At 36.6% G+C, this 24,744-nt stretch carries 18 protein-coding genes, 1 tRNA gene and 5 pseudogenes; 2 read left to right on the top strand and 22 right to left on the bottom strand.

Going from position 1 to position 24,744, the window contains the following annotated elements; translation table 11 throughout:
- Positions 1-71: 71 nt before the first annotated feature.
- The 13 genes and pseudogenes from H1D32_RS14145 to H1D32_RS14085 all read right to left on the bottom strand — a co-directional run bounded on the left by H1D32_RS14145 (position 72) and on the right by H1D32_RS14085 (position 14,146).
- Positions 72-146, bottom strand: a tRNA-Arg gene (locus H1D32_RS14145).
- 300 nt (positions 147-446) lie between these two features.
- Positions 447-806, bottom strand: coding sequence for a hypothetical protein (locus tag H1D32_RS14140; protein WP_261178950.1), 360 nt, complete (start codon positions 804-806; stop codon positions 447-449).
- A 228-nt stretch (positions 807-1,034) separates the two neighbouring features.
- Positions 1,035-1,454 carry a BrxA/BrxB family bacilliredoxin gene (locus H1D32_RS14135; RefSeq protein WP_261178949.1) on the bottom strand — a complete coding sequence of 140 codons (420 nt, stop codon included), beginning with the start codon at positions 1,452-1,454 and terminating at the stop codon, positions 1,035-1,037.
- A gap of 414 nt (positions 1,455-1,868) precedes the next feature.
- The gene (locus H1D32_RS14130) at positions 1,869-3,020 is read right to left on the bottom strand and encodes a metal ABC transporter solute-binding protein, Zn/Mn family (protein ID WP_261178948.1); all 1,152 of its coding nucleotides are present in this window, start codon (positions 3,018-3,020) and stop codon (positions 1,869-1,871) included.
- A 132-nt stretch (positions 3,021-3,152) separates the two neighbouring features.
- On the bottom strand, positions 3,153-3,623 hold the full coding sequence (locus tag H1D32_RS14125; RefSeq protein WP_261178947.1) for a hypothetical protein: 471 nt from the start codon (positions 3,621-3,623) through the stop codon (positions 3,153-3,155).
- Between the two features lie 132 nt (positions 3,624-3,755).
- Positions 3,756-5,039: a dihydrolipoamide acetyltransferase family protein gene (locus H1D32_RS14120; protein WP_261178945.1), complete on the bottom strand. Its 1,284-nt coding sequence runs from the start codon at positions 5,037-5,039 to the stop codon at positions 3,756-3,758.
- A gap of 17 nt (positions 5,040-5,056) precedes the next feature.
- The gene (locus tag H1D32_RS14115; RefSeq protein ID WP_261178944.1) at positions 5,057-6,040 is read right to left on the bottom strand and encodes an alpha-ketoacid dehydrogenase subunit beta; all 984 of its coding nucleotides are present in this window, start codon (positions 6,038-6,040) and stop codon (positions 5,057-5,059) included.
- Positions 6,041-6,043: 3 nt separating this feature from the next.
- A complete protein-coding gene (locus H1D32_RS14110) occupies positions 6,044-7,042 on the bottom strand; it encodes a thiamine pyrophosphate-dependent dehydrogenase E1 component subunit alpha (RefSeq protein WP_261178943.1) in 999 nt (332 codons plus the stop codon).
- 153 nt (positions 7,043-7,195) lie between these two features.
- Positions 7,196-8,616, bottom strand: a pseudogene (gene lpdA, locus H1D32_RS14105) (dihydrolipoyl dehydrogenase).
- Between the two features lie 15 nt (positions 8,617-8,631).
- Positions 8,632-9,741: a butyrate kinase gene (gene buk, locus H1D32_RS14100; RefSeq protein ID WP_396126197.1), complete on the bottom strand. Its 1,110-nt coding sequence runs from the start codon at positions 9,739-9,741 to the stop codon at positions 8,632-8,634.
- Between the two features lie 150 nt (positions 9,742-9,891).
- Positions 9,892-10,988: pseudogene (gene bcd / locus H1D32_RS14095) on the bottom strand (branched-chain amino acid dehydrogenase).
- A 30-nt stretch (positions 10,989-11,018) separates the two neighbouring features.
- Positions 11,019-11,903 carry a phosphate butyryltransferase gene (yqiS, locus tag H1D32_RS14090; protein WP_396126220.1) on the bottom strand — a complete coding sequence of 295 codons (885 nt, stop codon included), beginning with the start codon at positions 11,901-11,903 and terminating at the stop codon, positions 11,019-11,021.
- A 171-nt stretch (positions 11,904-12,074) separates the two neighbouring features.
- Positions 12,075-14,146, bottom strand: a pseudogene (locus H1D32_RS14085) (sigma-54 interaction domain-containing protein).
- A gap of 171 nt (positions 14,147-14,317) precedes the next feature.
- Between H1D32_RS14085 and H1D32_RS14080 the strand changes: the two are divergent.
- Both H1D32_RS14080 and H1D32_RS14075 read left to right on the top strand, forming a co-directional pair.
- Complete coding sequence (locus H1D32_RS14080) at positions 14,318-14,551, top strand: DUF2627 domain-containing protein (RefSeq protein ID WP_261178940.1); 234 nt, start codon at positions 14,318-14,320, stop codon at positions 14,549-14,551.
- Between the two features lie 368 nt (positions 14,552-14,919).
- Positions 14,920-15,408, top strand: coding sequence for a CBO0543 family protein (locus H1D32_RS14075; RefSeq protein ID WP_261178939.1), 489 nt, complete (start codon positions 14,920-14,922; stop codon positions 15,406-15,408).
- 251 nt (positions 15,409-15,659) lie between these two features.
- Here H1D32_RS14075 and H1D32_RS14070 read toward each other — a convergent pair whose 3' ends face one another.
- The 9 genes and pseudogenes from H1D32_RS14070 to spoIVB all read right to left on the bottom strand — a co-directional run.
- The gene (locus H1D32_RS14070; protein ID WP_261178938.1) at positions 15,660-16,421 is read right to left on the bottom strand and encodes a hypothetical protein; all 762 of its coding nucleotides are present in this window, start codon (positions 16,419-16,421) and stop codon (positions 15,660-15,662) included.
- Positions 16,415-17,095: a glycosyltransferase family 2 protein gene (locus H1D32_RS14065; protein WP_261178937.1), complete on the bottom strand. Its 681-nt coding sequence runs from the start codon at positions 17,093-17,095 to the stop codon at positions 16,415-16,417. Before H1D32_RS14065 ends, H1D32_RS14070 begins: the two co-directional genes overlap by 7 nt.
- Complete coding sequence (locus H1D32_RS14060) at positions 17,092-17,553, bottom strand: hypothetical protein (RefSeq protein ID WP_261178935.1); 462 nt, start codon at positions 17,551-17,553, stop codon at positions 17,092-17,094. Before H1D32_RS14060 ends, H1D32_RS14065 begins: the two co-directional genes overlap by 4 nt.
- Positions 17,554-17,557: 4 nt before the next feature.
- Positions 17,558-18,433, bottom strand: coding sequence for a putative cytokinetic ring protein SteA (gene steA / locus H1D32_RS14055; protein ID WP_261178933.1), 876 nt, complete (start codon positions 18,431-18,433; stop codon positions 17,558-17,560).
- An 8-nt stretch (positions 18,434-18,441) separates the two neighbouring features.
- Positions 18,442-18,687: a hypothetical protein gene (locus H1D32_RS14050; protein WP_261178931.1), complete on the bottom strand. Its 246-nt coding sequence runs from the start codon at positions 18,685-18,687 to the stop codon at positions 18,442-18,444.
- A 115-nt stretch (positions 18,688-18,802) separates the two neighbouring features.
- Positions 18,803-19,534: a pyruvate formate-lyase-activating protein gene (gene pflA, locus H1D32_RS14045; RefSeq protein ID WP_261178930.1), complete on the bottom strand. Its 732-nt coding sequence runs from the start codon at positions 19,532-19,534 to the stop codon at positions 18,803-18,805.
- 5 nt (positions 19,535-19,539) lie between these two features.
- Positions 19,540-21,767, bottom strand: a pseudogene (gene pflB, locus H1D32_RS14040) (formate C-acetyltransferase).
- Between the two features lie 447 nt (positions 21,768-22,214).
- Positions 22,215-23,009 carry a sporulation transcription factor Spo0A gene (spo0A, locus tag H1D32_RS14035; RefSeq protein WP_261178929.1) on the bottom strand — a complete coding sequence of 265 codons (795 nt, stop codon included), beginning with the start codon at positions 23,007-23,009 and terminating at the stop codon, positions 22,215-22,217.
- 370 nt (positions 23,010-23,379) lie between these two features.
- Positions 23,380-24,638: pseudogene (gene spoIVB, locus H1D32_RS14030) on the bottom strand (SpoIVB peptidase); the annotation flags it as partial.
- Positions 24,639-24,744 lie beyond the last annotated feature (106 nt).

Below are 24,744 nucleotides of genomic sequence, written 5' to 3'. Positions count from 1 at the left end.
GTTAAAGTTCTCTAAACAAACAAAAAAGACTTCAAGAAAATATTTTCCTTGAAGTCTTTATAAGTTATGTATGGCGCGCCTACCAGGATTCGAACCCAGAATCCGAGAGCCGAAATCTCGTGTGATATCCATTTCACTATAGACGCAATTTATTAAGGGACAATAAAAAATATACCATATATAATAGTTGTGTGTCAACAATTTCATTTTAAGGCTCTTTTCTAAAACATTGTTGCATATTAACCTAATAAATTGAAAAATTCCTTCGATGAAGATATTACCCAATAAATTTAGTAAGAAAAGAGCAATACATACTAAATAAGTAGTGAAATTTTAGTATGTATGTGTAAAAATCCGACTTTTGGGATTTTTACGAAAGCAACAATTCTTGCGAAAACAGCCAATTTTAAAGAGCGGAGTGAGATACATTCACTTCCGCTCACTATTTAGGCCTTTAGCTTTTCATGGTCTTGGAACATAGTTTCAAAACGCTCATTTAACTGTTCTTCAGTATAGCCAAGTCTGTATAATCTTGCAGCAAAATTTTGTGCCCATAAGGATGAGCGTTCTGCTATCTTTTTGTATTTCTTCTGCTTGGCAGCCTTTGATTCTTTCGCACGGCTTTCAGCGTTTGACATTAAGTTTTCAATAATAAATAAACCCTTCCAAACATCTTCTTCTGCTAAGTCATCAGAAGCCTCACTAAAATGCTTAATTACAGTCTTATAATACTGATCGAATTCTTCAAAAGGGATTTCTTCATCCATATTTAAGTATTCATGAATTTTTACATATAACTCTTGCACTGTTGCACTCTCCTTTTAATAACTACTTAGAAATTGTTGCGCTTTTTCCAAGTGAAAGACGGTAGCTTGTATAAACTACACATATACAAGTTTAAATTATAGCACTAGAAAAACTTGACTTCAAGGTAATTCTCGATCAATAAAAATGAGGCTGACCCTTAGCTAGTATTAGTCTCCACTACAATCTAAAACGTAGTGAGCTAAACTTTGGACAGCCCCATTTGTTACTTATAGATATTCGTCAAAATACTTCTCAAGTTTTTGAACAACTTGAACAGGCTCGTGACCTTCAATTTCATGTCTTTCGATCATTGCTTTAATTTCACCATCTTTAATAATTGCAAACGATGGTGACGATGGGGCAAAGCCTTTAAAGTAGGTTCTGGCTCTTTCAGTTGCGTCTTTATCTTGCCCTGCAAAAACAGTAACAAAGTGATCTGGTTTTTTCTCGTAATTAGCCATATATGCAGCTGATGGACGAGCAATTCCACCTGCACAACCACAAACTGAATTAATGTAAACCAAAGCTGTTCCTTCTTTTCCTAAAACAGCATCCACTTCTTCTGGAGTAGTTAATTCTTTATAACCTGCATCAACCATTTCTTTTCTTGCGCCATTAATAACATCATTGTAAAAACTAAATTCCATGTAGTTCACCTCTTTTTTATATTAACACTATAGCTATATTGTACACGTAAGATCTAGATTTACAAAGCAATATGTATTATTAATATAAGCAAATTCATGTTTTGAAATACACTTCATAGAAAAAAGTGGCTTAGCTTACTGTCAATACTAACAAATATAGCTCTTCTCTTTATTAGATTTTTCTACAAATACTAATACCAAGGAAGAATTATAGAAAGGCTGTTTTCGCAAAGTTTGTTGCTTAAGTAAATACTAAGATTTCCCTACTTATTTAGTAAGTAGTGCTCTTTTCTTACTCAATTTATTTGGGGATATCTTTATCTAAGGAATTTTCACAAAAAAAGCAACAATGTTTTAGAAATGAACCTATAGAAAAAAGTCCGTCATGAATTGACGAACTTTTCTTATACAAATCTATCTTAATGCGGTTCTTAAAGTTTCAATATTATTAGCCATGAGACTGAAATAATCGGCACCATTTTCTACGTCCTCTTCAGTTAGCGCCTCTAGATTGTGTAACCATAGAACTTCAGCACCAACTTGTGAACGAACAGTCTCAGCGATGTTCATCGGAATATTTTGCTCAAATATTATAAAGTTAATTTCGTTATGTTCTACAAATTCAATAACCTTGGTTATTTGTCTAATTGACGGTTCATTTGTAGGTGAGATCCCCGAAATACCTACTTGTTTAATTCCGTAGCGCTCAGTCCAATAGCCATAACCGGCGTGAGAAACGACAATGGTATCTTTTGAAACCTCTTCAACCATCTTCTTAAATTCTCCATCTAAGGCTTCTAATTGTTCCTTTAAAGAAAGGAAATTACTTTCGAAATCTTCACTAGCTTCAGGTAATAACTCTACTAGTGCATTTTTGATATTCTCTGCAATTTGAATCGAACGAATTGGATCTAACCAAATATGAGGATCTTCTTCTCCATGTTGATGATTGTGATCATCATCAGAGTGATCTTCGTCATGGTCATCTCCGTGATCATCGTGACCGTGATCGTCATGATCGTGTCCGTCATCCTCGTGACCGTGATCATCATGATCGTGTCCGTGATCGTCATGATCATGTGCGTCATCCTCGTGTCCGTGATCGTCATGATCATGTCCGTGATCATCGTGACCGTGATCGTCATGATCATGGTTGTGTTCGTCAAATTTTAATAAATCTACATTTTCTGACGCCATTAAAATTTTTACATTTCCAGATTTTAAAACTTCAGCTGCAGCATCAGCAAAACCCTCAATTCCTGCTCCATTGTATATGTACAAATGAGCATTCGAAACGTCTACCATTGTTTTCGGAGATGGTTCAAATGTATGAGCGTCTGCTCCTAAAGGAATTATACTTTTGACATCAACATATTCTCCCCCAATTTTTTGCGTGAAATCCATCAGTGGAAAAATAGTAGTATAGACTTGTAAAACTTGCATTTCATCGGCAACATCTGGATCAACTAACGTATGATCTGTGGGTTCTTCCTCTTTAGCTCCACACGCTGATAAAAATGTCGTAAGTACTAATATGATTGCAAAACTTATTGATCGAAATTTCATTTTAATCCCCTTTCGAAACGATTACGTTTTATCTACAAAAAGAATTATATCGTAACAATTACGATTTGTAAACAAAAATACCTCTCCAGAAAAAGACAAAAGGAGACAATATCTATTGTCTCCTCAAATCACCTACTTAAGTTCTTTTAGTCGTTTTTTTAATAGTACATTTAATTCTTTTTGGTGCTCAATTACTTGTGGGACAATCTTCTTTAAGGCAGCATCATCCCTTTTTTCTACAGCATCTAAAAATTGTGTTTGAATTTCATCATGTTTCTTTAACCAAGCTTCATCGTAGAAATCTCCGACGTCTTTACCCGATTTTACAAGTTCACGATATTTTTTAAATAGGGCCTCTCGTTCAGTGATGACATCCTTCAATACTTTGACATGCTTAGGTGCATACTTTTCGGCTAATAACTGATAATAAAAATTAAAATGTGGTTTAATGGCTTTGTGCTGATATTTCACTTGCTCCATATGTGTACAAGCTTCACCCTCTGTTTCATCCTCAGCATAGACATTTAAGCTATTGATGCTAGTTAATAATAGAGTAGCAACGATAACTACATAGAGTAGTTTGCTTTGTTTTATTCTCTCCATTACAAATCCACCTTTCTAAATTATATGTAACAGTCTCTAGCATTCCCAATTCAGTTCAAACCATGTATTACTATTCAATTCAAAAAAGGCTTTATTAAGTGAGAAACACTCACATAATAAAGCCTAAGTTATTTAATAAAGCTGTGTATTCTCTTTCGTAATAGACTGCAAATTTTCTTTTACTCTTGCTAAAAATCTCCCACAAACTAAACCATCTAAGACACGATGATCTAACGATAAGCATAAATTTACCATATGGCGAATTGCTATTGCATCATTATCTAATACCACTGGACGTTTTACAATTGATTCAACTGACAAAATAGCGGCCTGAGGGTGGTTAATAATAGGAGTTGAAAGAATTGAACCAAATGATCCTGTATTATTAACTGTAAATGTTCCACCTTGCATATCACTACTAGAAATCGTTTTGTTTCTTACTTTCCCAGCAAGTTCGTTGATTTCTCGAGCAATTCCCTTAATCGTCTTTTCATCCGCATGTTTAATTACTGGTACGTACAGGGCATCTTCCGTTGCAACTGCAAGAGAAATGTTGATGTCCTTTTTCTGAATAATTTTATCACCAGCCCACATTGAATTAAGTTGTGGAAACTCTTTTAACGCCTCAACAACAGCCTTAATAAAGAAAGGTAAAAATGTTAAATTATATCCCTCTTTTTGTTTAAAGCCCTCTTTCACACTGTTTCGATAATGAACAAGGTTTGTTACGTCTACTTCTACCATTGTCCATGCATGTGGTGCCTCGTGCTTACTTTTCACCATGTTTGCAGCAATAGCTTTCCGAACACCTGAAACTGGAATTTCTATATCTCCCGGTGCAGAAGCAGGGATTGATGAAGATACTGGATCTTTTGCCACTTTTGCAGTGACTATTGGTGCTTGTTCCATAGGTTTAACAGCTACTGGCTTCTCTTCTATAACTGCGTTAACTTTCGGTTCTGGAATAATTCCACCTTCAATCATTAATTGAAGATCTTTCCTAGTTATACGTCCACCTCGACCTGTCCCTTGAACTTGACTTAAATCGATGTTGTGTTCCCCAGCTAATCGAAGTACCGCTGGAGAAAAACGTTTTTTCTCACTTGTATCCTCAGAAACACTAATAGCCTTTTTTGAAACTTCTGGTGCTGACGAAGGTGGTGGTTCAACTGCTTCACCTTCTACAGTTATCGTACAAATAACACCACCAACTTCAATTGTTTCATCTTCACCGGCAATTAGCTCTTTAACTGTTCCAGTAAAAGAGGAAGGAACTTCAGCATTAACTTTGTCAGTCATTACTTCAGCAATCGGATCGTATTTATTTACTTTATCTCCAGGCTTTACAAGCCACTTACTAATCGTACCTTCTGTAACACTTTCGCCAAGTTGAGGCATTTTAATTTCTGTTGCCATGCTTTTACCTCCCTCTCTTAAAATTCCGCTAAATCTCGCATCGCTTTTTCGACTTTATCAGGATTGATCATAAAGAATTTTTCCATTGTTGGTGCATAAGGCATTGCTGGTACATCTGGACCAGCTAAACGCTGAATTGGTGCATCGAGATCAAATAAACAATGTTCAGCAATAATTGCTGCAACTTCACTCATGATGCTACCCTCTTTATTATCTTCAGTTACAAGAAGTACTTTTCCAGTTTTCTTAGCAGCGTCAATAATTGCTTCTTTATCTAATGGATAAACCGTACGTAAATCAAGGATATGCGCTGAAAAACCATCTTTTGCTAACCGTTCCGCTGCTTGTAAAGCAAAATGAACAGCTAAACCATAGGTAATGACCGTAATATCATCACCTTCTCGTTTTACATCTGCTTTTCCAATTGGAATCGTGTAATCCTCTGTAGGTACCTCTCCTTTAATTAAACGATAAGCTCGTTTATGCTCAAAGAAAAGTACAGGATCGTTATCACGAATTGCTGCTTTAAGTAACCCTTTTACGTCGTATGGAGTCGAAGGCATGACAATTTTCAATCCAGGGATACCAGCAAACATTGCTTCTACTGATTGGGAATGATAAAGAGCACCATGAACACCACCGCCATAAGGAGCACGGATAACAATTGGACAATTCCAGTCATTATTAGAACGATAGCGAATTCTTGCTGCTTCTGAGACGATTTGATTTACTGCTGGCATGATAAAATCAGCAAATTGTATTTCAGCAATTGGTCTCATGCCATACATGGCTGCACCAATTCCTACACCTGCAATCGCAGACTCGGCTAGAGGTGCATCAATCACACGTTCTTCACCAAACTGGTCATGCAATCCATTTGTTGCTCTAAACACACCACCGCGAGTACCAACATCTTCTCCTAGAACGAATACTTTATCATCTCGTTCCATTTCCTCTTTTATCGCTAAAGTAACGGCATCAATATAAGAAATAATCGGCATCCCTTATTCCCCCTCTCCATAAACATATTTTAACGCTGATTCTGCATCCGCATACGGTGCTGCTTCTGCATATTCAGTTGCATCATTTACCGCTTTGGCAATACGCTCATTAATCTCTAGCTCGTTAGTTTCTGTTAGGATATTTAACTGTTGTAAATATGCCTTAAAGGTAAAGATAGAATCCTTTTTCTTTGCTTCTTCAACTTCTTCTCTAGAACGGTATGCTCGATCATCGTCATCACTCGAGTGAGGTGTTAAACGATAAGAAACTGTTTCAACTAAAGTAGGACCTTCACCTCTACGACCACGGTCTGCTGCTTCTTTAACAGCTTCGTAAACAGCAATTGGATCATTTCCATCAACTGTAACACCTGGCATACCATAGCCAATTGCACGATCTGATACTTTCTCACAAGCTAATTGCTTATGGATCGGTACTGAAATCGCATATTTGTTATTTTCACACATTAAGATAACCGGAAGCTTATGAACCGCTGCAAAGTTTGCGCCTTCATGGAAATCACCTTGGTTTGAAGAACCTTCTCCAAATGTCGTAAAAGTAACAAAATCTTTGCCTTGCATTTTGCCTGCTAAAGCAATTCCAACCGCATGAGGAACCTGTGTAGTAACAGGAGAAGATCCAGTTACAATTCTATTTTTCTTCTGACCAAAGTGACCAGGCATTTGTCTACCACCCGAGTTTGGATCCTCTGCCTTTGCAAATGCTGACAACATTAAATCACGTGCAGTCATTCCAAAGCGTAATACAACCCCCATATCACGATAGTACGGTAAAATATAATCTTTTGCTTTGTCTAAAGCAAATGCCGCACCAACTTGTGCCGCTTCTTGTCCTTGACAAGAAATAACAAATGGAATTTTCCCAGCACGATTAAGCAGCCACATTCTTTCATCTATTTTTCTTGCAAGTAACATTGTTTCATACATTTCAAGCACATCATTGTCAGTTAAACCTACTGCTGCATGACGGTTTTCTGTCATTATAAGACCCCCTTTTATTATGTAAATCAAGTTGTGAAACGACGCCCAAATCGTATTTAACACAACTTCATTGTTTGTAGTTTTGAGTTTTGAAATTAATCGAAAGCTTCAAAGACTTGCTTTTACAACTCAACACTCTTAACTCATAACTTTTTAACCGTGAATTGCTTTTCCATCTACTGCCAATGCCGCTTCACCAATGGCTTCTGATAGCGTAGGATGTGGATGAATTGTATTTGCAACTTCCCAATGAGTTGCATCAAGTACTTTTGCTAAAGCTGCTTCAGAAATCATATCGGTCACATGAGGCCCAATCATGTGAACTCCTAATAAATCTTCTGTTTCTTCATCAACTACAAGTTTCACAAATCCATCTGTTTCACCAAATACTAAGGCTTTACCTATCGCTTTAAATAGGAATTTTCCTGTCTTGACTTTGAAACCCTTATCTTTCGCTTCGTTCTCTGTGTATCCGACACTTGCAATTTCAGGTGCACTGTATACACATTTGGCAATCAAAGAATAATCCAAATGATGTGGATTTTGATTCGCCATATGTTCTACTGCAATAATACCTTCATGAGAAGCAACATGAGCTAATTGTAAGCCACCAATTACGTCACCAATTGCATAAATATGCGATTCATTTGTTTGGTAAAACTCATTCGTTTAATAACCCCATTCTCAATTCGGATGTCCGTGTTTTCAAGGCCAATTCCCTCAATATTTGCTTGCCTACCAACAGAAACAAGTAACTTTTGTCCAGTGAACGTTTTGGTTTCACCTTTGTGTTCTGCTTGGATCGAGACTCCTTCACCTTTTACAAGCGTTTCTGGAAGAACTTTGGCACTTGTTACAATCTTTACGCCTTTTTTCTTCAGAGACCGTTGTGCCTCTTTGGAAATTTCGTGATCTTCGGTAGGTAATATACGATCTGCATATTCAAGTACCGTTACCTTTACCCCAAAGTCGACTAGCATTGAAGCCCACTCTATCCCGATTACTCCACCACCAACAATTACAATTGTTTCTGGTAAGGATTCCATTTGCAAAGCCTCGTCACTAGAAAGTACGTATTGCCCATCAATTTCAAGACCTGGTAATGACCTTGGTCTTGAACCAGTAGCAATTAGAACATTCTTCGGTATAAGCATTTCATTTTCTTGACCATTATTCATCTCGACTGAAATTGTTCCTGGTGTAGGTGAAAAAATAGAAGGTCCTAAAATACGACCTAGTCCCTCGTATACATCAATTTTCCCTTTTTTCATGAGGTGTTGTACACCCTTATGAAGAGTATCAATAATATGTTGCTTTCGTTGCTGTACTTTATCAAAGTGTAAGGTTACGTCATTTGCACTGACTCCAAATTCGAGGGAATTCTTCATCGTTGAATATACTTCTGCACTTCGAAGTAGCGCCTTGCTTGGAATACACCCTTGATGTAAGCATGTTCCACCTAATTTACCTTTTTCTACAACGGCGACTTTCAACCCTAACTGCGATGCTTTAATTGCAGCCACATAGCCTCCAGTACCAGCTCCTAGGATAACCAGATCATATTCTTGAGCCATTTTTACCACCTCATATTACTTATTTTGCCTCTCTTTTATCACTGTTAAATTGGGATAAGTCTTTGCAATTTCTTCCCCTCGTAAAACTCGAAGTGAGCCTTCTACTAATGCTTGCAATTCATTCTCACCAGGATGTACGATAACATCTGCGATCCAGCTTATTCGATCCGTAATGGTTCTCACAAACTCTTTCCCATAAGCGAGACCTCCTGTTAACACAATCGCATCCACTTCTCCGTTTAAGACAGCACTTGCTGCTCCAATTTCTTTCGCTACCTGATAAGCCATCGCATCATATACTAATTTCGCCTTCTCATCGCCAGTCGCAATCATCTTTTCAACTTGAATGGCGTCATTTGTTCCTAAATACCCAACAAGTCCACCTTGACCAACTATTTTCTTCATTATTTCTGCTGCGTAATACTGCCCTGAAAAGCACAATGAAACTAAATCCCCTGCAGGGACTGTTCCAGCTCGCTCTGGAGAAAATGGGCCTTCACCATGTAAACCATTGTTAACATCGATTACGCGGCCATTCTTATGAACACCCACAGTAATACCGCCACCCATATGAGTAACAATCAAGTTCAGGTCTTGATAATTTTTATTTAGATCTTTCGCAATTCTTCTAGCAACTGCTTTTTGATTTAAGGCATGAAAGATACTTTTCCTTTCGAAATCTACAAGACCAGAGATTTTTGCAATTGGCTCCATTTCATCCACAACGACTGGATCGACGATATATGAAGGGATATTTAACTGTGTAGCAATTTCGTACGCTAAAATCCCACCTAAATTTGATGCATGTTCTCCTGCAAAACCCATACGTAAATCTTTTAACATTTTTTCATTAACCTCGTAAGTACCACCTTCAATAGGGCGGAGTAATCCACCTCTTCCGACAACGGCACTTAATTTCGAAATGTTAATCCCCTCTTCGTGAAGAGTTGCTAGAATGGTCTCTTTACGAAATGAGTATTGATCAATAATTTTTTCATAAGACTGAATCTTTTCAGCATCATGACGGATTGTTTTTTCCATTAAAGAACGTTCATTATCGTAGACCCCAATCTTCGTTGATGTTGAACCTGGGTTTATAGCGAGTATTCGATATTCATGTTGCAAAAAACTTACCTCCAACTAATTAAATTTCTCCCCATTTAAAGCGATAGAGGCTAACTTATTAGCCTCAAAAGAAAAACATAAGTCCTGTTTAAATATACTTATCTTTTCAAAACTCCTCTAAAGTCAACCTCTATCTATTTCATCTGGGAACTAACGACGTCTACTTAAAATGCTGTGCTCATTGACTAAAAATTGTTTACGTGACTGACGCATCGTTGCAATTCTTTCTTCAGCCATACGATCAGCAGCTAAATAAGTAGGGATACCATCACGTTTTGAGATTTCAAAAATTGTTTCAATTTTATCATAAATTGTTTCAACTCTCTTTAGTGCACGTTCACGGTTATATCCGTATAATTCATCCGCTACGTTAATAACACCACCCGCATTTATTACATAGTCAGGTGCATAAACAATTCCTAATTCAGCAATTTGGTCACCATGTCTTGTCTCTTTCAGCTGATTGTTAGCAGCACCAGCGATAACCTTTGCTTTTAATTGCGGGATTGTTTCATCATTAATAATAGCTCCTAGAGCACAAGGAGAGAAAATATCACATTCAACACTGTAAATATCATTAATATCAACAGCTTTCGCATCGAAATCTTCAACCGCTCTTGCAACAGCCTCTTTATTAATATCAGTTACGATCAGCTTAGCTCCTTCTTCGTGCAGATGCTTACAAAGTGTATAAGATACATTTCCTACACCTTGAACAGCAACTGTAAGTCCCTCTAATGAATCAGAACCAAAAGCTTCTTTTGCAGCCGCTTTCATACCAACGTATACGCCATAGGCAGTTACTGGTGAAGGGTTACCTGAAGAACCAAAAGCAGGAGAAATCCCTGTTACATAATCAGTTTCTTCATGAATTAAATCCATGTCAGCGACTGTAGTCCCAACGTCTTCGGCTGTAATATAACGACCATTTAAACCTTGAACGTAACGACCAAAAGCTCGGAACATCGCTTCATTTTTATCTTTACGAGGATCACCAATAATTACAGTTTTCCCCCACCGAGGTTTAATCCTGCTGCTGCATTCTTATAAGTCATTCCTTTAGCTAAACGAAGAGCGTCCTCAAATGCTTCTGCTTCAGAATTGTATGTCCACATTCTTGTTCCGCCTAATGCAGGTCCAAGTGTTGTATCGTGAATAGCAATTATTGCTTTAAGACCTGATTGTTTGTCCTGACAAACAACCACTTGCTCGTAATCATACATTTCCATATACTTAAATAATTCCATCGTTTTTTCCTCCCTATTTCCACTCTTTTTTTAGCTAACTGAACGAACTGCCAACGCTAATGAATACAGCTTACTTTCTGCAGAATCAGCTCTTGATGTCAATACAATTGGCGCCTTTGCTCCGGTAATCACTGCTCCTACTTTTGCCTTAGCAAAATAAACTAACGACTTGTAAAGGGCATTACCTACCTCAATGGTAGGCACCATGATGATGTCTGCATTCCCCGCAACTTCCCCTTTAATTCCCTTTAACTCTGCTGCTTGCATTGAAATGGCATTATCTAACGCTAGAGGGCCATCAACAATGCAATTCTTTATTTGCCCTCTTACATTCATCTGCGAAAGTATTGCACCATCAACAGTAGCACCCATATTTGGATTTACCGTTTCTACTGCCGAAATAACAGCTACCTTAGGCAATGATAAACCTAACCTATTTGCCAAACCCACCGCATTGTTAATAATTTCAACTTTTTGATTTAAATCTGGTGCAATATTCATAGCAGCATCTGTTACAAAGATAAGACGATCGAAGCCCTGAATTTGAAAAGCGGCTACATGCGATAATACACTTCCTGTTCTTAACCCGTATTCTTTGTTAAGAACTTCCTTTAGAATCACTGAGGTTGACACCATTCCTTTCATCAATACATCAGCGATACCAGCGTTTACACCTTGGACAGCAAATTTTGCAGCCTCTTTTTCATTTTTCGCGTCAACAATTTTAACGAATTGATTAACTTCATAACCTGCAATCCTTTTTGTAAGGAGAGATTTAATCTTTTCTTCGTTTCCGTATAAGATGAAGGTTGCGATCCTTTTTTCAACTGCTTTTACTACAGCTTCAATTACCTCTTCATCTTCTGCAGCTGCAACAGCTACAACCTTCTCAGGAAGTTGAATTGCATCTTCCATAAATTGATCTAAACTCACTAAATCTCCGCCTTTCATAATCGTTACCACGGGTTACACTTTTTCAATGCAATATTCATGCCATTTTCGCAAATAACGATAGTCAGCGTCCTTTGTACACTTTTTGTTCACAAATCCATATGTAACCGTGCAACTTTTATCATACCATGCAAATTATTGCATGTCATTTATTTCAATGTTGTATTTCTCCATTTTATAATAAAGATTTCTAATCGATAATTCCAAACTCTTAGCAGTTGCCGTTTTATTTCCCTTATGGTTTTGTAAAGCTCGAATAATTTGTTCTTTTTCAAACTCTTGAACTTTTTGAGCTAATGAAAAAGATTTTGAACTCTGTTTCACTTCCTCTACGTACTGACTATTTTCTTTAGGATCAACATCGAGTGGAGGTATATGAAAATCATCGATCTCAATTTCATTAAAACGCATAAAGATCATTGCTCTTCCCAGTACATTCTCAAGTTCACGAACATTACCAGGCCAGTCATAAGCCATCAGTAGTTTTTCCGCCCTTTTGGTAAGACCGGTTACTTTTCTTCCATAATCCTGATTTATTTTTGATATTAAATGATTAGATAATGCAGGAATATCCTGTTTACGCTTCCTAAGAGAAGGAATATAAATAGGTAATCTATTGAGCCTATAGTATAAATCTTCCCGAAAGGTATTTTTGTTTATACCTTTTCTAAATTTACATTTGTAGCAGCAATTACTCTAACTTTAATTGAAATTGGTTTTGTACCACCGACTCTAAGAATTTCCCCTTCTTGCAACACCCTGAGTAGTTTCGCTTGAGTGTTAACGCTAAGCTCACCAATTTCATCTAAGAAAATACTACCACCATTAGCCTCTTCAAAAAGGCCACGCTTCCCTCCTCTTTTTGCACCTGAGAATGCACCTTCTTCGTACCCAAACAATTCACTTTCTAATAAAGTCTCAGAAATCGCAGCACAATTTACTCGGACAAATTTATTATACTTCCGATCGCTTTCATTATGGATTGCATGAGCAAATAATTCTTTCCCAGTTCCCGATTCACCTCTTAGCAAAATCGTAGCTGGAGTTGAAGCCGCAAGTTTCGCTTGCTGGATTGCAAACATCATCTCTTCAGAAGCACCAATAATATCATCAAAAGAATATTTCGCTTCTAATGTACGAATAATTTGTCGCGCCCTTTCCAATTCATCAGTCAGCGACTTGATCTCCGACATATCATGAAGAACTCCGACACTCCCCTTTAACTTTCCATCCACTATTACTGGAGCAACATTGACGACCACGTCTTTTTTCTTTGGTCCTACTTTCATCCTCGTTCCGCGGACCGCTTTCCGGTTTTTTAATACATGCATATGCATGCTTTCACCCTCTGATATATCTGCTGTAGCAGGCATGCCGATTACTTGTTCTGCAGTTAAACCAGTTAAACGAGTATAGGCTGGATTAATCATTAAACCTTTCCCTTTTTCATCGACTACAGAAATAGCATCATCCGAAGAAGAGAATATCGCTTCTAACATTGTCTGAATACTTTTTAAGTTTGTTACCTCTTCTGCCATTTGCACAATCTCAGTAATATCTTTAAAGACTGCGAGGGCACCAACAATTTCTCCATTATGTAACATTGGCACTCGAGTGGTTACAATCGTTAGCCCATTGCTTATTTCCTGCATCCTATTCATTTCCACTACACCAGTGTGGAGGACTCGGTCCAACTCACTGGTGGGTAAAATATCATGAATGTTCTTTCCAACCGCCTCTCCATCCGCTAGGCCCAACATTTGTTCAGCGCTACGATTAATTAACGTTACACGGGAACTATTATCAATAGCAAGCATTCCATCATGGGTAGAATTTAAAATAATTTCTTGTTTTGAGTAATAATTTTTCAATTCATCTATTAATAATTCTTTTTCTTCAATTAAATTAAAGATTAATGTCGCTACTGAACTAGGAATTAAAACAATACCAGTCTTTTCACAAGCAAGTTTTAATTCTAAAAAAAAGTCTTCATCACCTGTAGCTTCAACAACCACATCAACTTCTTCCGTTAATAGCGTCCTCCAGTCCTGACTTGTCCTAATTCCAAGCTTCTCAGCTATCACTACCCCAGGGCTACTAATGTTCTTATCAGCAACACCTATAACTTTCATCATATCCGCTTCAACCAAAATATTAAGTAATGCCGTTCCACCTTTGCCCGCACCAACAATTAAACATTTTTTCATTAACACACCTTCTCGTTAAGCATGATTTAGCGAGTTATCCCTACCATAACTATACACTATGGAGCTAACAACAACCAAAGGATTCTCATTTGGACAACAGACAATAGTTTTAGTAAAATAAAACAGTATTAGTTTTCACCAATTATCTTATACTTGTGAGGTTTTCAAATTATGCAAAGGTTTCTTGCACTTATGATTTTAGTTATCCCCGGCTTACTAGCTGGATATGGAATTAAATTAATGAGGGATATCTTTTTTAAGATCCTCCATCAACCTTTCCCTTCATTGTGGCTTCAATTTTTCAGCGGACTTCTTTTTATGATCATTGGCATCGGCTTCATTGCTGGTTTTGTACTTTACCGAGACCGTAAAAACAACAAAGTAGCTCCAAGATTTAAAAAGTAAATTCATTGAGTTAAGAGTTTTGAATTATGAGTTTTGAGTTGATTGAAAGTATTACTTCGAAGCAAACACTCACAGATAACTCTACACTCTACACTATTTTTCATCTATATCTGTAACAAATAAGCTCTTCGTTTTAATGTAGAAGAGGCAAAAAGGAGGATGGGCATATGCCCATCCTCCCTTTTTGTGTATTTTAAAAGTACTTTTAAAGTTCAAATTTTTAATGGAGCTAAGCGTATAACAGTGCTAAGAATTATACCCGAGATGTATTTTCACACAAATCTAGTTTAATTAGATAAGTTTAAATCAAGATTACACTTCGCATAAAAAAACTATATTTCAACAAAATATTAGAGGAGGTGTAAAAAATGAAGAAAAAAAGGATACCATATTACTTTTTAACCCTAACTACTATTGTTGGACTAGCTTTATTACCGTTCGCGATCGTGAAACGTTCATTTAAAGATTGGATGATCGTTTACCTCGTAAGTTTCATTGGTAATTATTTCTCAGATAAATATTTGGTAACCAAAGGATATCTAAAATACCCAAAAAAACTGTTTCCCAAGTACAAAATCCATCTCCCCTTTGACTTTATACATTACCCTTTAATGTTACTTTATTATAATCAATGGACACTAAACAGCAAACCAATTGGAAATTTCACGAAACTATTTCCTCTTATTATACCGCAAGTAATTATAGAGACGATTGCCGAGAAAAAAACCAAGCTAATTACATGGAAAAAGGGTTGGTCTTGGTATCATTCATTCATAAGTCTTATGCTAAAAATGTTAATATGCAGAAATATCATTTCAGTAATTAGAATAATAAACAAAGGTAAATTTTCTGTATAGTAAAACTAGGTTTAGAAGAAAGAAAGCAGTCCGAACCTAGGTTAAGTTCGGACTGGAGCTGGTTAAAATATAGAAAAGAAGTTCGGACTCGAGCTGGCTTAGAAGAAGGAAAACCAAAATCCTAGAACCCAACGGGATGCTAAACTGGTTTTATACATCTCATCTATGTATTAATCGAATGGGATAAATTTTTTAGATTTTGACCGTTTCGTAAGCTTTGCTCAGCTTTTATAATCCAAATGGTAAATAAACTACGATATACCCCAGCGATCAATCTTCCTTAATAACGGTCTTTCTTCAATCCACTTTGATAACGAAATTTTCTCGGTTACTATGATAATAAACAAATAAAAACAAATCAAAAGCCCTTGTGCAAAAAACGGAAGCTGGTAAACGGCGATGACACCCATAATCCCACCTAGTAAAGTTGCACCATTATCACCTAACATCCCTCGACGAGTCCCTTCAATATAAACCAATGCTGAGAGGATGAAACCAACTGTAAATAATAACGAAAAAGACATTTGTAAAATAAACGGAATATACAATAGCGCGTGAATAGCAATAACCTTCCATACTCGCAACGGCCTTGTATCAAATAAATTCATCACATGCGGTGGTAAAATCAAAAGTAATAAAATAACAAACTGCTCTAGAAATCTAAGTTCAATCACACTGACAAAGACCATTGAAACAGCTAATGTACTCGTTAATTTAAGCAAACCTGTTGTCATTTTTCCAGTCTTTAAAAATAAAGAAATGTGCCCTTTCAATCCCTTTGGATATTTCGTCCCATATCTGTCATCGATAAATCCAGTTACCCATAAGACAGTTAAATAGATAAGTACTAGAACGTTATTTACGATATATGCGTAGCCTAACACTAGTAAAAAAATACAAAAACCTAAGTGGTAGGGAATTTCATCACCTTGGTAATTTGTAACTTTCCACCCCACTCTTTTAAAATAAGCTCCACATACCCACAAAATGATCGGAACTAATAAAACTACCATGTCGCCCTCATCTTTCTGAGCGTTTTCTCCATATCTAACCACTGCTTGCCACGGTGAAGAAACCCTTGAAAGTCCTTACCAGTTGCACGGTGATAAAAACTCACCTCTACTTCATCAATACTCGCTCCAGCTTTTAATAAATCTATTGTCATCGCCATTTCAACACCAAAACCAACATAGTCTTTCTCAATTAAAATTGGCAACCATTTTTTCTTTAAGGCCCTTTGACCTGATAACGGGGAATCAAACCATTTTCCTGTTCTTGAAAAAATTAATTTTTGCGCTCGATGTTTCATGATTCCAAATCCACTTTTATTTTGTGTTGGCAATTTAGCAATCACACAATCTAGATCTTCATAGTAGAGCTTATCAATGAGACGTTCTCCTTCTCTTGCAGTCATCCCTAAATCAGCATCAAGGCAGACTACTGCTTCTCCCTCCACTAATTTCCATCCCTCTTTTAAAGCATGGGCTTTTCCTCTATTCCGATTTAGGCGTATGACCTGATCACAATATTTCATAGCAATCGTAGCCGTTTCATCACTGCTCCCATCATCTACAACAATCAATTGATTAACCCAGGGACATCTATTTAATGTAACTAACGTCATTTTTATTGTATCTTCTTCGTTGTATGCAGGTATCACAACGCTAATTGATGCTTTTTGTGTCATTGCAGTAACTCCTCTTTCATCCTCAATAAGGATAAGTACATTAAATTAAACTCAACCTCCTGAGAGGGGATAGCCTGTAACTTCAAGTGTGGTAAACCATATGTTTCTTCAAGTTCTTCTCCTATTGAGATAATGATCCCTTGTTGCTGATATACCCCCATTGTTTCTGGTAATTTCTCTAAAGTTACACCTATACTTGTTAAGACCTGGTTAAGACTCTGAAACTGTTCGTCGTTTTCTGCTGTTGTATAGAATTTTATTTGGTTAAATTCATCTTCAACATAACGGACCCACGCTTGTTTAGCTTGAACTAATTGCTCATTTTCTGCCTCTAATTTTTGCACGTACCTGATTTGCTCATTATTAAGCCAATCTTTATCGATAATGAAACCAAGGACTATCCCTAGCATTAAGTAAATAGATATCGTCAAAAAGTTAACAATATTTTTCCTCATCAAACGATTACCTCCCACCCCACCATTGGAATATTAACGAAATAAATAAGTTAAACTTATCATTACTGCTAATTAAAGCAACAACGATTACAGCAGGGATCAATGCCCAGCCACTAAATTCTTTTTCAACTGAACCGTTATCAAATAAATGATGAACACCTTTTAAGTCCACTAAAGCATGGCTAACCTTCATCCTTGTTAACAAGCTTGAACCCATCCCAATCCTGCCTTTTTCTAAAAACTCATTCATTCCAATACGTGTACCAACGGTGTATAACTTTTTTGCTCCCGAGCAATACGCAAAGGTAATCGCTGCATCTTCACTAGTACCCAATAAAGCAATCCGCTTAAAAGGAAGCTTCAACGAAACAATTCTCCCCTCCCCTGGTGAGCGCCCGTCATGATAAGTATGCACAAGCAGTTGAGCACCGCTTTTTAAAGACCTTTCTGAGACTGAATCCATATCACCAATGATAAAGTCTGGTTTTATACCAATCTTTATTAGTCCATCAGCACCACCATCAACTGCAATTGTCAGTAGTTTCTTTTTTTTAATGGCCGATTTCAAAAATTTTAAATCCTTTTCATAATTCGCCCCTCTAGCTACAATTAATACTTCCCTACCAAGAAACTGTCGCAAAACCGGTAAGTTCTGAACTTCTTGAATAAATAAATCAAGCTCCTTTTTACCATAAAATAAGGAGTTGCCCACAAAGGCTTTAAATTGTTCAGGGAATCGAGAGTTTGCTACGACCTTTAATTGTCTTACTTTAGAATAGCTATAGCGCGATAATTGGGTGACCTCCACCCAAGAACCATTCACAGATCGGTATAAATAACTGTCTTTAATAAGTACTAATTGGTTATCTAAATTTATCGGCAACTCTTCTTCTATATCAAAAACAGGGATTTTGCATCTAATAGTACCTCAACACCATTGTGGAAAAATAAACCACTCATTGATGCCTTAAGGTTTATTACAGCCTTTACTCCACATTTAATAAGCATTTCAGCAGCTACCATATCAATATCTTGATGAATTAACACAGCTATACTCCTAATTGGCAAACGCTCAACCAGCCGTTTTGTCTTTTCATCTTGATAGGCATAGCCTTTAATTTTGTCAATTGATAACATTAAAGCCACCACTTTTTTTAAAAATATAGATTCCATATTTAGTATGAGTCATTTCTTCCTTTTTCATCCACCTAAATAAAAAGGAGCATAGCTGATTCGCTATGCTCCAAAATTATTATTTATTGTTTATTAATTTACATTGTTTTGTTAATAATTCGTATGCACGTTCCACTTCGTCTGACTTTGGTGGCATAACGTTAACAAGCGTATTATCTAACCCTAGCTGTTCCCATTTGTATTCACCCATTTTATGGTAAGGAAGGATTTCCACTTTTTCAACATTAGAAAGTGTTGCTAAGAATTCACCCAGATCACTTAAATCTTTTTCTTCAGTTGAGAGACCAGGGACAAGGACATGTCTAATCCAAACCGGAATTCCCTTTTGGTCTAAAAGTTTTGCAAATTTTAGTGTATTCTTGTTCGACACCCCTGTAATCTTTTTATGTTGCTCTTCTCTAATATGCTTGATATCTAAAAGAACAAGGTCTGTCACTTCCAGTATTTCTTCAAGATTAGCTGGTTGAACAAAACCCGATGAGTCAAGGGTTGTATGAATCCCAGCTTCTTTACACTTTTTGAAAAACTCTAGAACAAAATCAGGTTGCAAAAGTGGTTCTCCACCACTCAATGTAACACCACCGTTAGAAAATTTCATATAAGGCAGGTACCCTTTTGCTTCTTCCAGTAATTCATCTACACTCTTTTCAATTCCACCACTAACCTTCCACGTATCAGGATTATGACAGTAAGCACAACGCATCGCACACCCTTGAAGGAAAATGATAAATCGCAAACCAGGACCATCTACTGTTCCACAAGATTCAACTGAATGGATTCTTCCTAACATTTAGATCACATACTTTCGTGGAAAGTACGGTTAATAACATCAATTTGCTGTTCTCTTGTTAATTTAATAAAGTTTACAGCATAACCAGAGACACGGATTGTTAACTGTGGATATTTTTCCGGATGCTCCATTGCATCTAATAATTGCTCACGGTCAAACACGTTAACATTAATATGGTGTCCTGTTTGTGATGCGTAACCGTCTAGTATTGCCGACAAGTTAGAAACACGAGACTCTTCATCTTTACCAAGAGCTTTTGGTACGATTGAGAAGGTACACGAGATACCATCTTGACAATCTTCATAAGGAATTTTGCTACTGAGTTCAAGGAAGCTAATGCACCTTTTTTATCTCGACCATGCATTGGATTAGCCCCTGGAGCAAATGGCTCTCCTGCTTTTCTTCCGTCTGGTGTATTACCTGTTTTCTTACCATAAACCACATTTGATGTAATTGTCAGTACAGATTGCGTTGGTACTGCGTTACGATACGTATGTTGTTTACGTAATTTGTTCATAAAGTTTTTCACAAGATGAGCTGCGATGTCATCTACACGTGCATCATTATTCCCATATTGAGGGAATTCACCTTCAATTTCAAAGTCTGTAGCAATTCCATCTTCATCACGGATCACTTTTACTTTTGCGTACTTAATTGCACTTAACGCATCAGCCACTACTGACAATCCTGCAATCCCACACGCCATTGTACGGAGCACTTCTTGGTCATGAAGAGCCATTTCAATTCTTTCGTAGCTATACTTGTCGTGCATATAGTGAATAACATTTAATGAATTCATGTAAAGTTCAGCTAACCAGTCTTGGAACTTTTCAAACTTCTCAACAACTTCCTCGTAATCAAGATATTCCGAAGTAATCGCTTCAAATTTCGGTCCAACTTGCATTTTTAACTTTTCATCTACACCACCGTTAATTGTGTAAAGTAAAGCTTTAGCTAAATTGGCACGAGCACCAAAGAACTGCATTTGCTTACCAATGCGCATTGCCGATACACAACAAGCAATTCCATAATCATCACCGTAGTCCGGTCTCATGATGTCATCATTTTCATATTGAATAGAACTCGTTTCAATTGATAATTTTGCACAAAACTTTTTAAACGCTTCAGGTAAACCAGTTGACCAAAGTACAGTCAAGTTTGGTTCTGGTGCTGGACCTAAGTTAACAAGTGTGTATAAGAAACGGAAAGAGTTTTTCGTTACTAACGGACGTCCGTCTAATGACATACCACCTAATGATTCAGTAACCCAAGTTGGGTCTCCACTGAATAACTCATCATAATCAGGAGTTCTTAAGAATTTGACTAAACGAAGCTTCATAACAAAATGGTCGACAATTTCTTGTGCTTCTTCTTCAGTTAATATTCCAGCTTTTAAGTCTCTTTCAATATAAATATCTAAAAACGTTGAAACACGTCCTAAGCTCATCGCAGCACCGTTTTGCTCTTTAATAGCTGCTAAATACCCAAAGTATAACCATTGGAACGCTTCTTTGGCAGTTGTTGCAGGTTTAGAAATATCATGGCCATATGAAGCTGCCATTTCTTTTAATTCTTGAAGTGAACGAATTTGCTCTGAAATTTCTTCACGATCACGAATTACCTCTTCTGTCATTGCAACTTTTTCTAAACTCTTCTTCACTGCTTTTTTATCTGCAATTAAAAAATCTACCCCGTATAAAGCGACACGTCGATAATCTCCAATAATACGACCTCGGCCATACGCATCTGGTAAACCAGTAATAATCCCAGCTTTACGAGCAGCAAGCATTTCACTTGTATAGGCATCAAATACACCGGAATTATGAGTTTTGCGATAATCTGTATAAATTTTTTCAATTTCTGGATCTAATTTAAAACCATAAGCTTCACAACCTGATGCCATCATACGAATACCACCAGTTGGTTGAATCGAGCGCTTTAACGGAGCATCTGTTTGTAAACCTACAACTTGCTCTTTACCTTTATTAATGTACCCTGGTGCATGAGAAGTAATTGTTGAAATAGTTTTAGTATCAACGTCTAATACTCCACCATTTTCACGCTCTTTTTTCATCAATTCTAATACTTGCTCCCAAAGCTCCTTCGTTGTTGCTGTAGGACCAACTAAAAATTTATCGTCACCTGTATATGGATCCCAGTTTTTATTAATAAAATCTCTAACATCAATTTTTTCTGTCCATTCCCCAGTGTTAAATTCTTTCCAAGCTTCCATTTAACATCTCCCTCTCTGCCATTAATATGAAAGTGTGATTTTATTCACATTGCATATTAAATTTTTTTAGTAAACTAAGATTAATTTGGTTATTTCTAAAGGCACTACATTAACCTCTTTATTATCTGTATTATGAGATTTTTTTATGCTGTATTACCTTGTTTCGTATCTTCATTATATAATTATTTTCACCATTTGTATATGACAAAACAGTGAACTATCTTAAAACTATAAGAAATAACCTTTTTCACTAAATAATTTTTCTTAAGCCAAAAATTAACTGTTATATATATAGCAACACTCTGTTATATAATTACTTAAACATAATATTACCAAGTTAACCTCTTTGCGCAAATTCTTTGTAGTCAGGCCATTTCAATTACTTGGTTGAGTATGACCACAAAAAAAGCCCCCCATAGATCAAATGGGGGAGCCAAAATTATACTATTATGATACTTTATGTTCAATTCGAAGTTTATCAGCTACCATAGCGATGAATTCACTATTCGTCGGCTTCGCCTTCGTATGACTGACCGTGTAGCCAAATAAACTTGAAATTGACTCAATATTTCCACGACTCCATGCTACTTCGATCGCATGACGTATCGCACGTTCTACTCTGCTTGATGTTGTGTTAAACTTTTTGGCGATATCAGGATAAAGTACCTTCGTAATTGAACCCAATAATTCAATATCATTATAGACCATCGTTATCGCTTCTCTAAGGTACATATATCCTTTAATATGAGCCGGTACACCTATTTCATGAATAATGCTAGTGATACTTGCATCTAAATTAAATTGTTTTGGTTCTTTTCTTGTAAAATGCATTGAAGAAGTGTTTTTATGTTGGATCATTGGTTGCGACTTTCCACTTACCTCTTTTACTTTATTAATTAAAGTCTCCATGTCAAAAGGTTTCAATATATAATAAGACGCACCTAACTCGACCGCTTTCTTCGTCACATCTTCTTGCCCAAATGCTGTTAACATAATAATATTTGGTCTTTTAGATAAATTTTGTTGTGTTAATCTTTCTAACACTGCTAATCCATCAAGATGAGGCATGATAATATCTAAAATTAATACATCAGGTTGCTCTTCTTGGACCAAGGATAAACATTCTTGCCCGTTATATGCAACACCTGCTATTTCCATATCATTTTGGCTTGAAATGTATTCTTCAAGCAAACTTACTAGTTCTCGATTATCATCTGCAATACAAACTTTAATTTTTTGCACCGATTGTTCCTCCCTGATATATTAAATTTTACTTTTATTGCATCCATCAAAACAAATTCGACAATCGGATCAAAATTCCTTTAATTTTTTTAAAAAATATTAAAAATCTTTATTTTTTTAACGAAATATACGTTTTCCTTCTATTTTCGACTACATTCGATACTTGACAACACTACAACAGTATATTTGTCGAAAAATCTTTGTCTTTATGTATATAATAACATGTATTTGAAATTATTTGAATGTATTTTACAAAATTTTGGTGTTTCACAGAAAATCCAAGAAGCCTGAAAGCAGTTTTTCGTAAACTTTGTTGTTTTTTCAAAATAGCATAAAAAAAGGCGAAGGCCGAGTTATTAACTCGCCTTAGCCTTTTCTTTTTATAGATATCAATTCCAGCTTCTTGGAGCATCCACTCAATGTGACATGCATAACCACTTGTTGGATCATTAACAAATACGTGAGTAACAGCACCAATCACCTTGCCATCTTGAATGATCGGACTTCCACTCATCCCTTGAATGATCCCACCAGTCGCTTCTAGTAGCTCAGGGTCGGTTACTTTTATAACCATTCCTTTTGTTGCTGGAAACTTTTGTGGGACTGAGCTAACTATTTCGATATCATATTCCTTAACTTCTTCTCCTTCAACAACCGTTAAAATCTTTGCTGGTCCTTCTTTAACTTGATGTGATAGGGTTATTGGCAATGCCTCATCTGCAACATTATTTTTGATTGGATCATGTAGCTTTCCAAATATCCCAAATGAGCTATTTTTCGTTATTGTTCCTAAAATTTTGCGATCATTAGTAAAACGAGCAAGTTTTTCACCAGGATCACCATTACTGCCTTTTTCGATTGAAGTTACCAAAGAACTAACAATTTGACCATCATTCACACGTATTGCTTTTGAGTATCCATATCGGATATAACGTGACCTAACGCTCCATAATTTTTTGAAAGTGGTTCAAAAAACGTCAAAGTTCCCACACCAGCTGCAGAATCCCTGATATATAGGCCTAAACGATAAGAACTTTCCCCTTTAGCTTTTAGTGGTGTTAACTTTTTTTGTAGCACTTCATCATCTCTTATTACTTCAAGTTTTAAGCTATCCTTTTTCTCTCCAGCTTCTTGAACTAATGGAGTCACTTCACTCATATTTTCAATTTTCTTACCATTAATCTTGGTAATAATGTCGCCTACCTCAATTTCAGCAAGCTCTCCAGGAGACTTTTCTCCATCCTCACTATCGACCAAATGGTGCCCGACCACTAATACACCAAGAGTGTTCAATTTTACTCCAATGGATTGTCCACCGGGGATTACTTTTATATCTTTTAATACACGTACATCGACATTTTTTACAGGAGCCCCTCCCACTGTAACTGTCACGTTTGCATCTCCTTGGCTATTTGCATTCACTGTAAATTGATCCTCATCTACTGTAACAATTTCATTGTTTGAGGACATCTTAAATACAGGTAAAGCTTTTTGCAAAGATTGTTGTTGGCCTTCAATTAGAACCAACTCCTTCGGGATACTTACGTACTCTTGGACCGGCTTTACAAAGCCGATACTGATTATAAAAACAAGGAGAATTACACCTATAATTTTTCTAGTTTCTATCATGAATTTTTCTTCACTCTCCTCGCTCCTAACCTACACCTCCATGTTTGGCTGTAATATTAATGTTGCCTCTAAGCACTGTATTTATAACTCCTAAACAAGAAAAAAG

This window comes from Anaerobacillus sp. CMMVII, from assembly GCF_025377685.1.
In the GTDB taxonomy this organism is placed as follows: domain Bacteria; phylum Bacillota; class Bacilli; order Bacillales; family Anaerobacillaceae; genus Anaerobacillus.
Note: the sequence above shows the minus strand (reverse complement) of the source record. Positions and strands in the feature narration are given on the sequence as shown.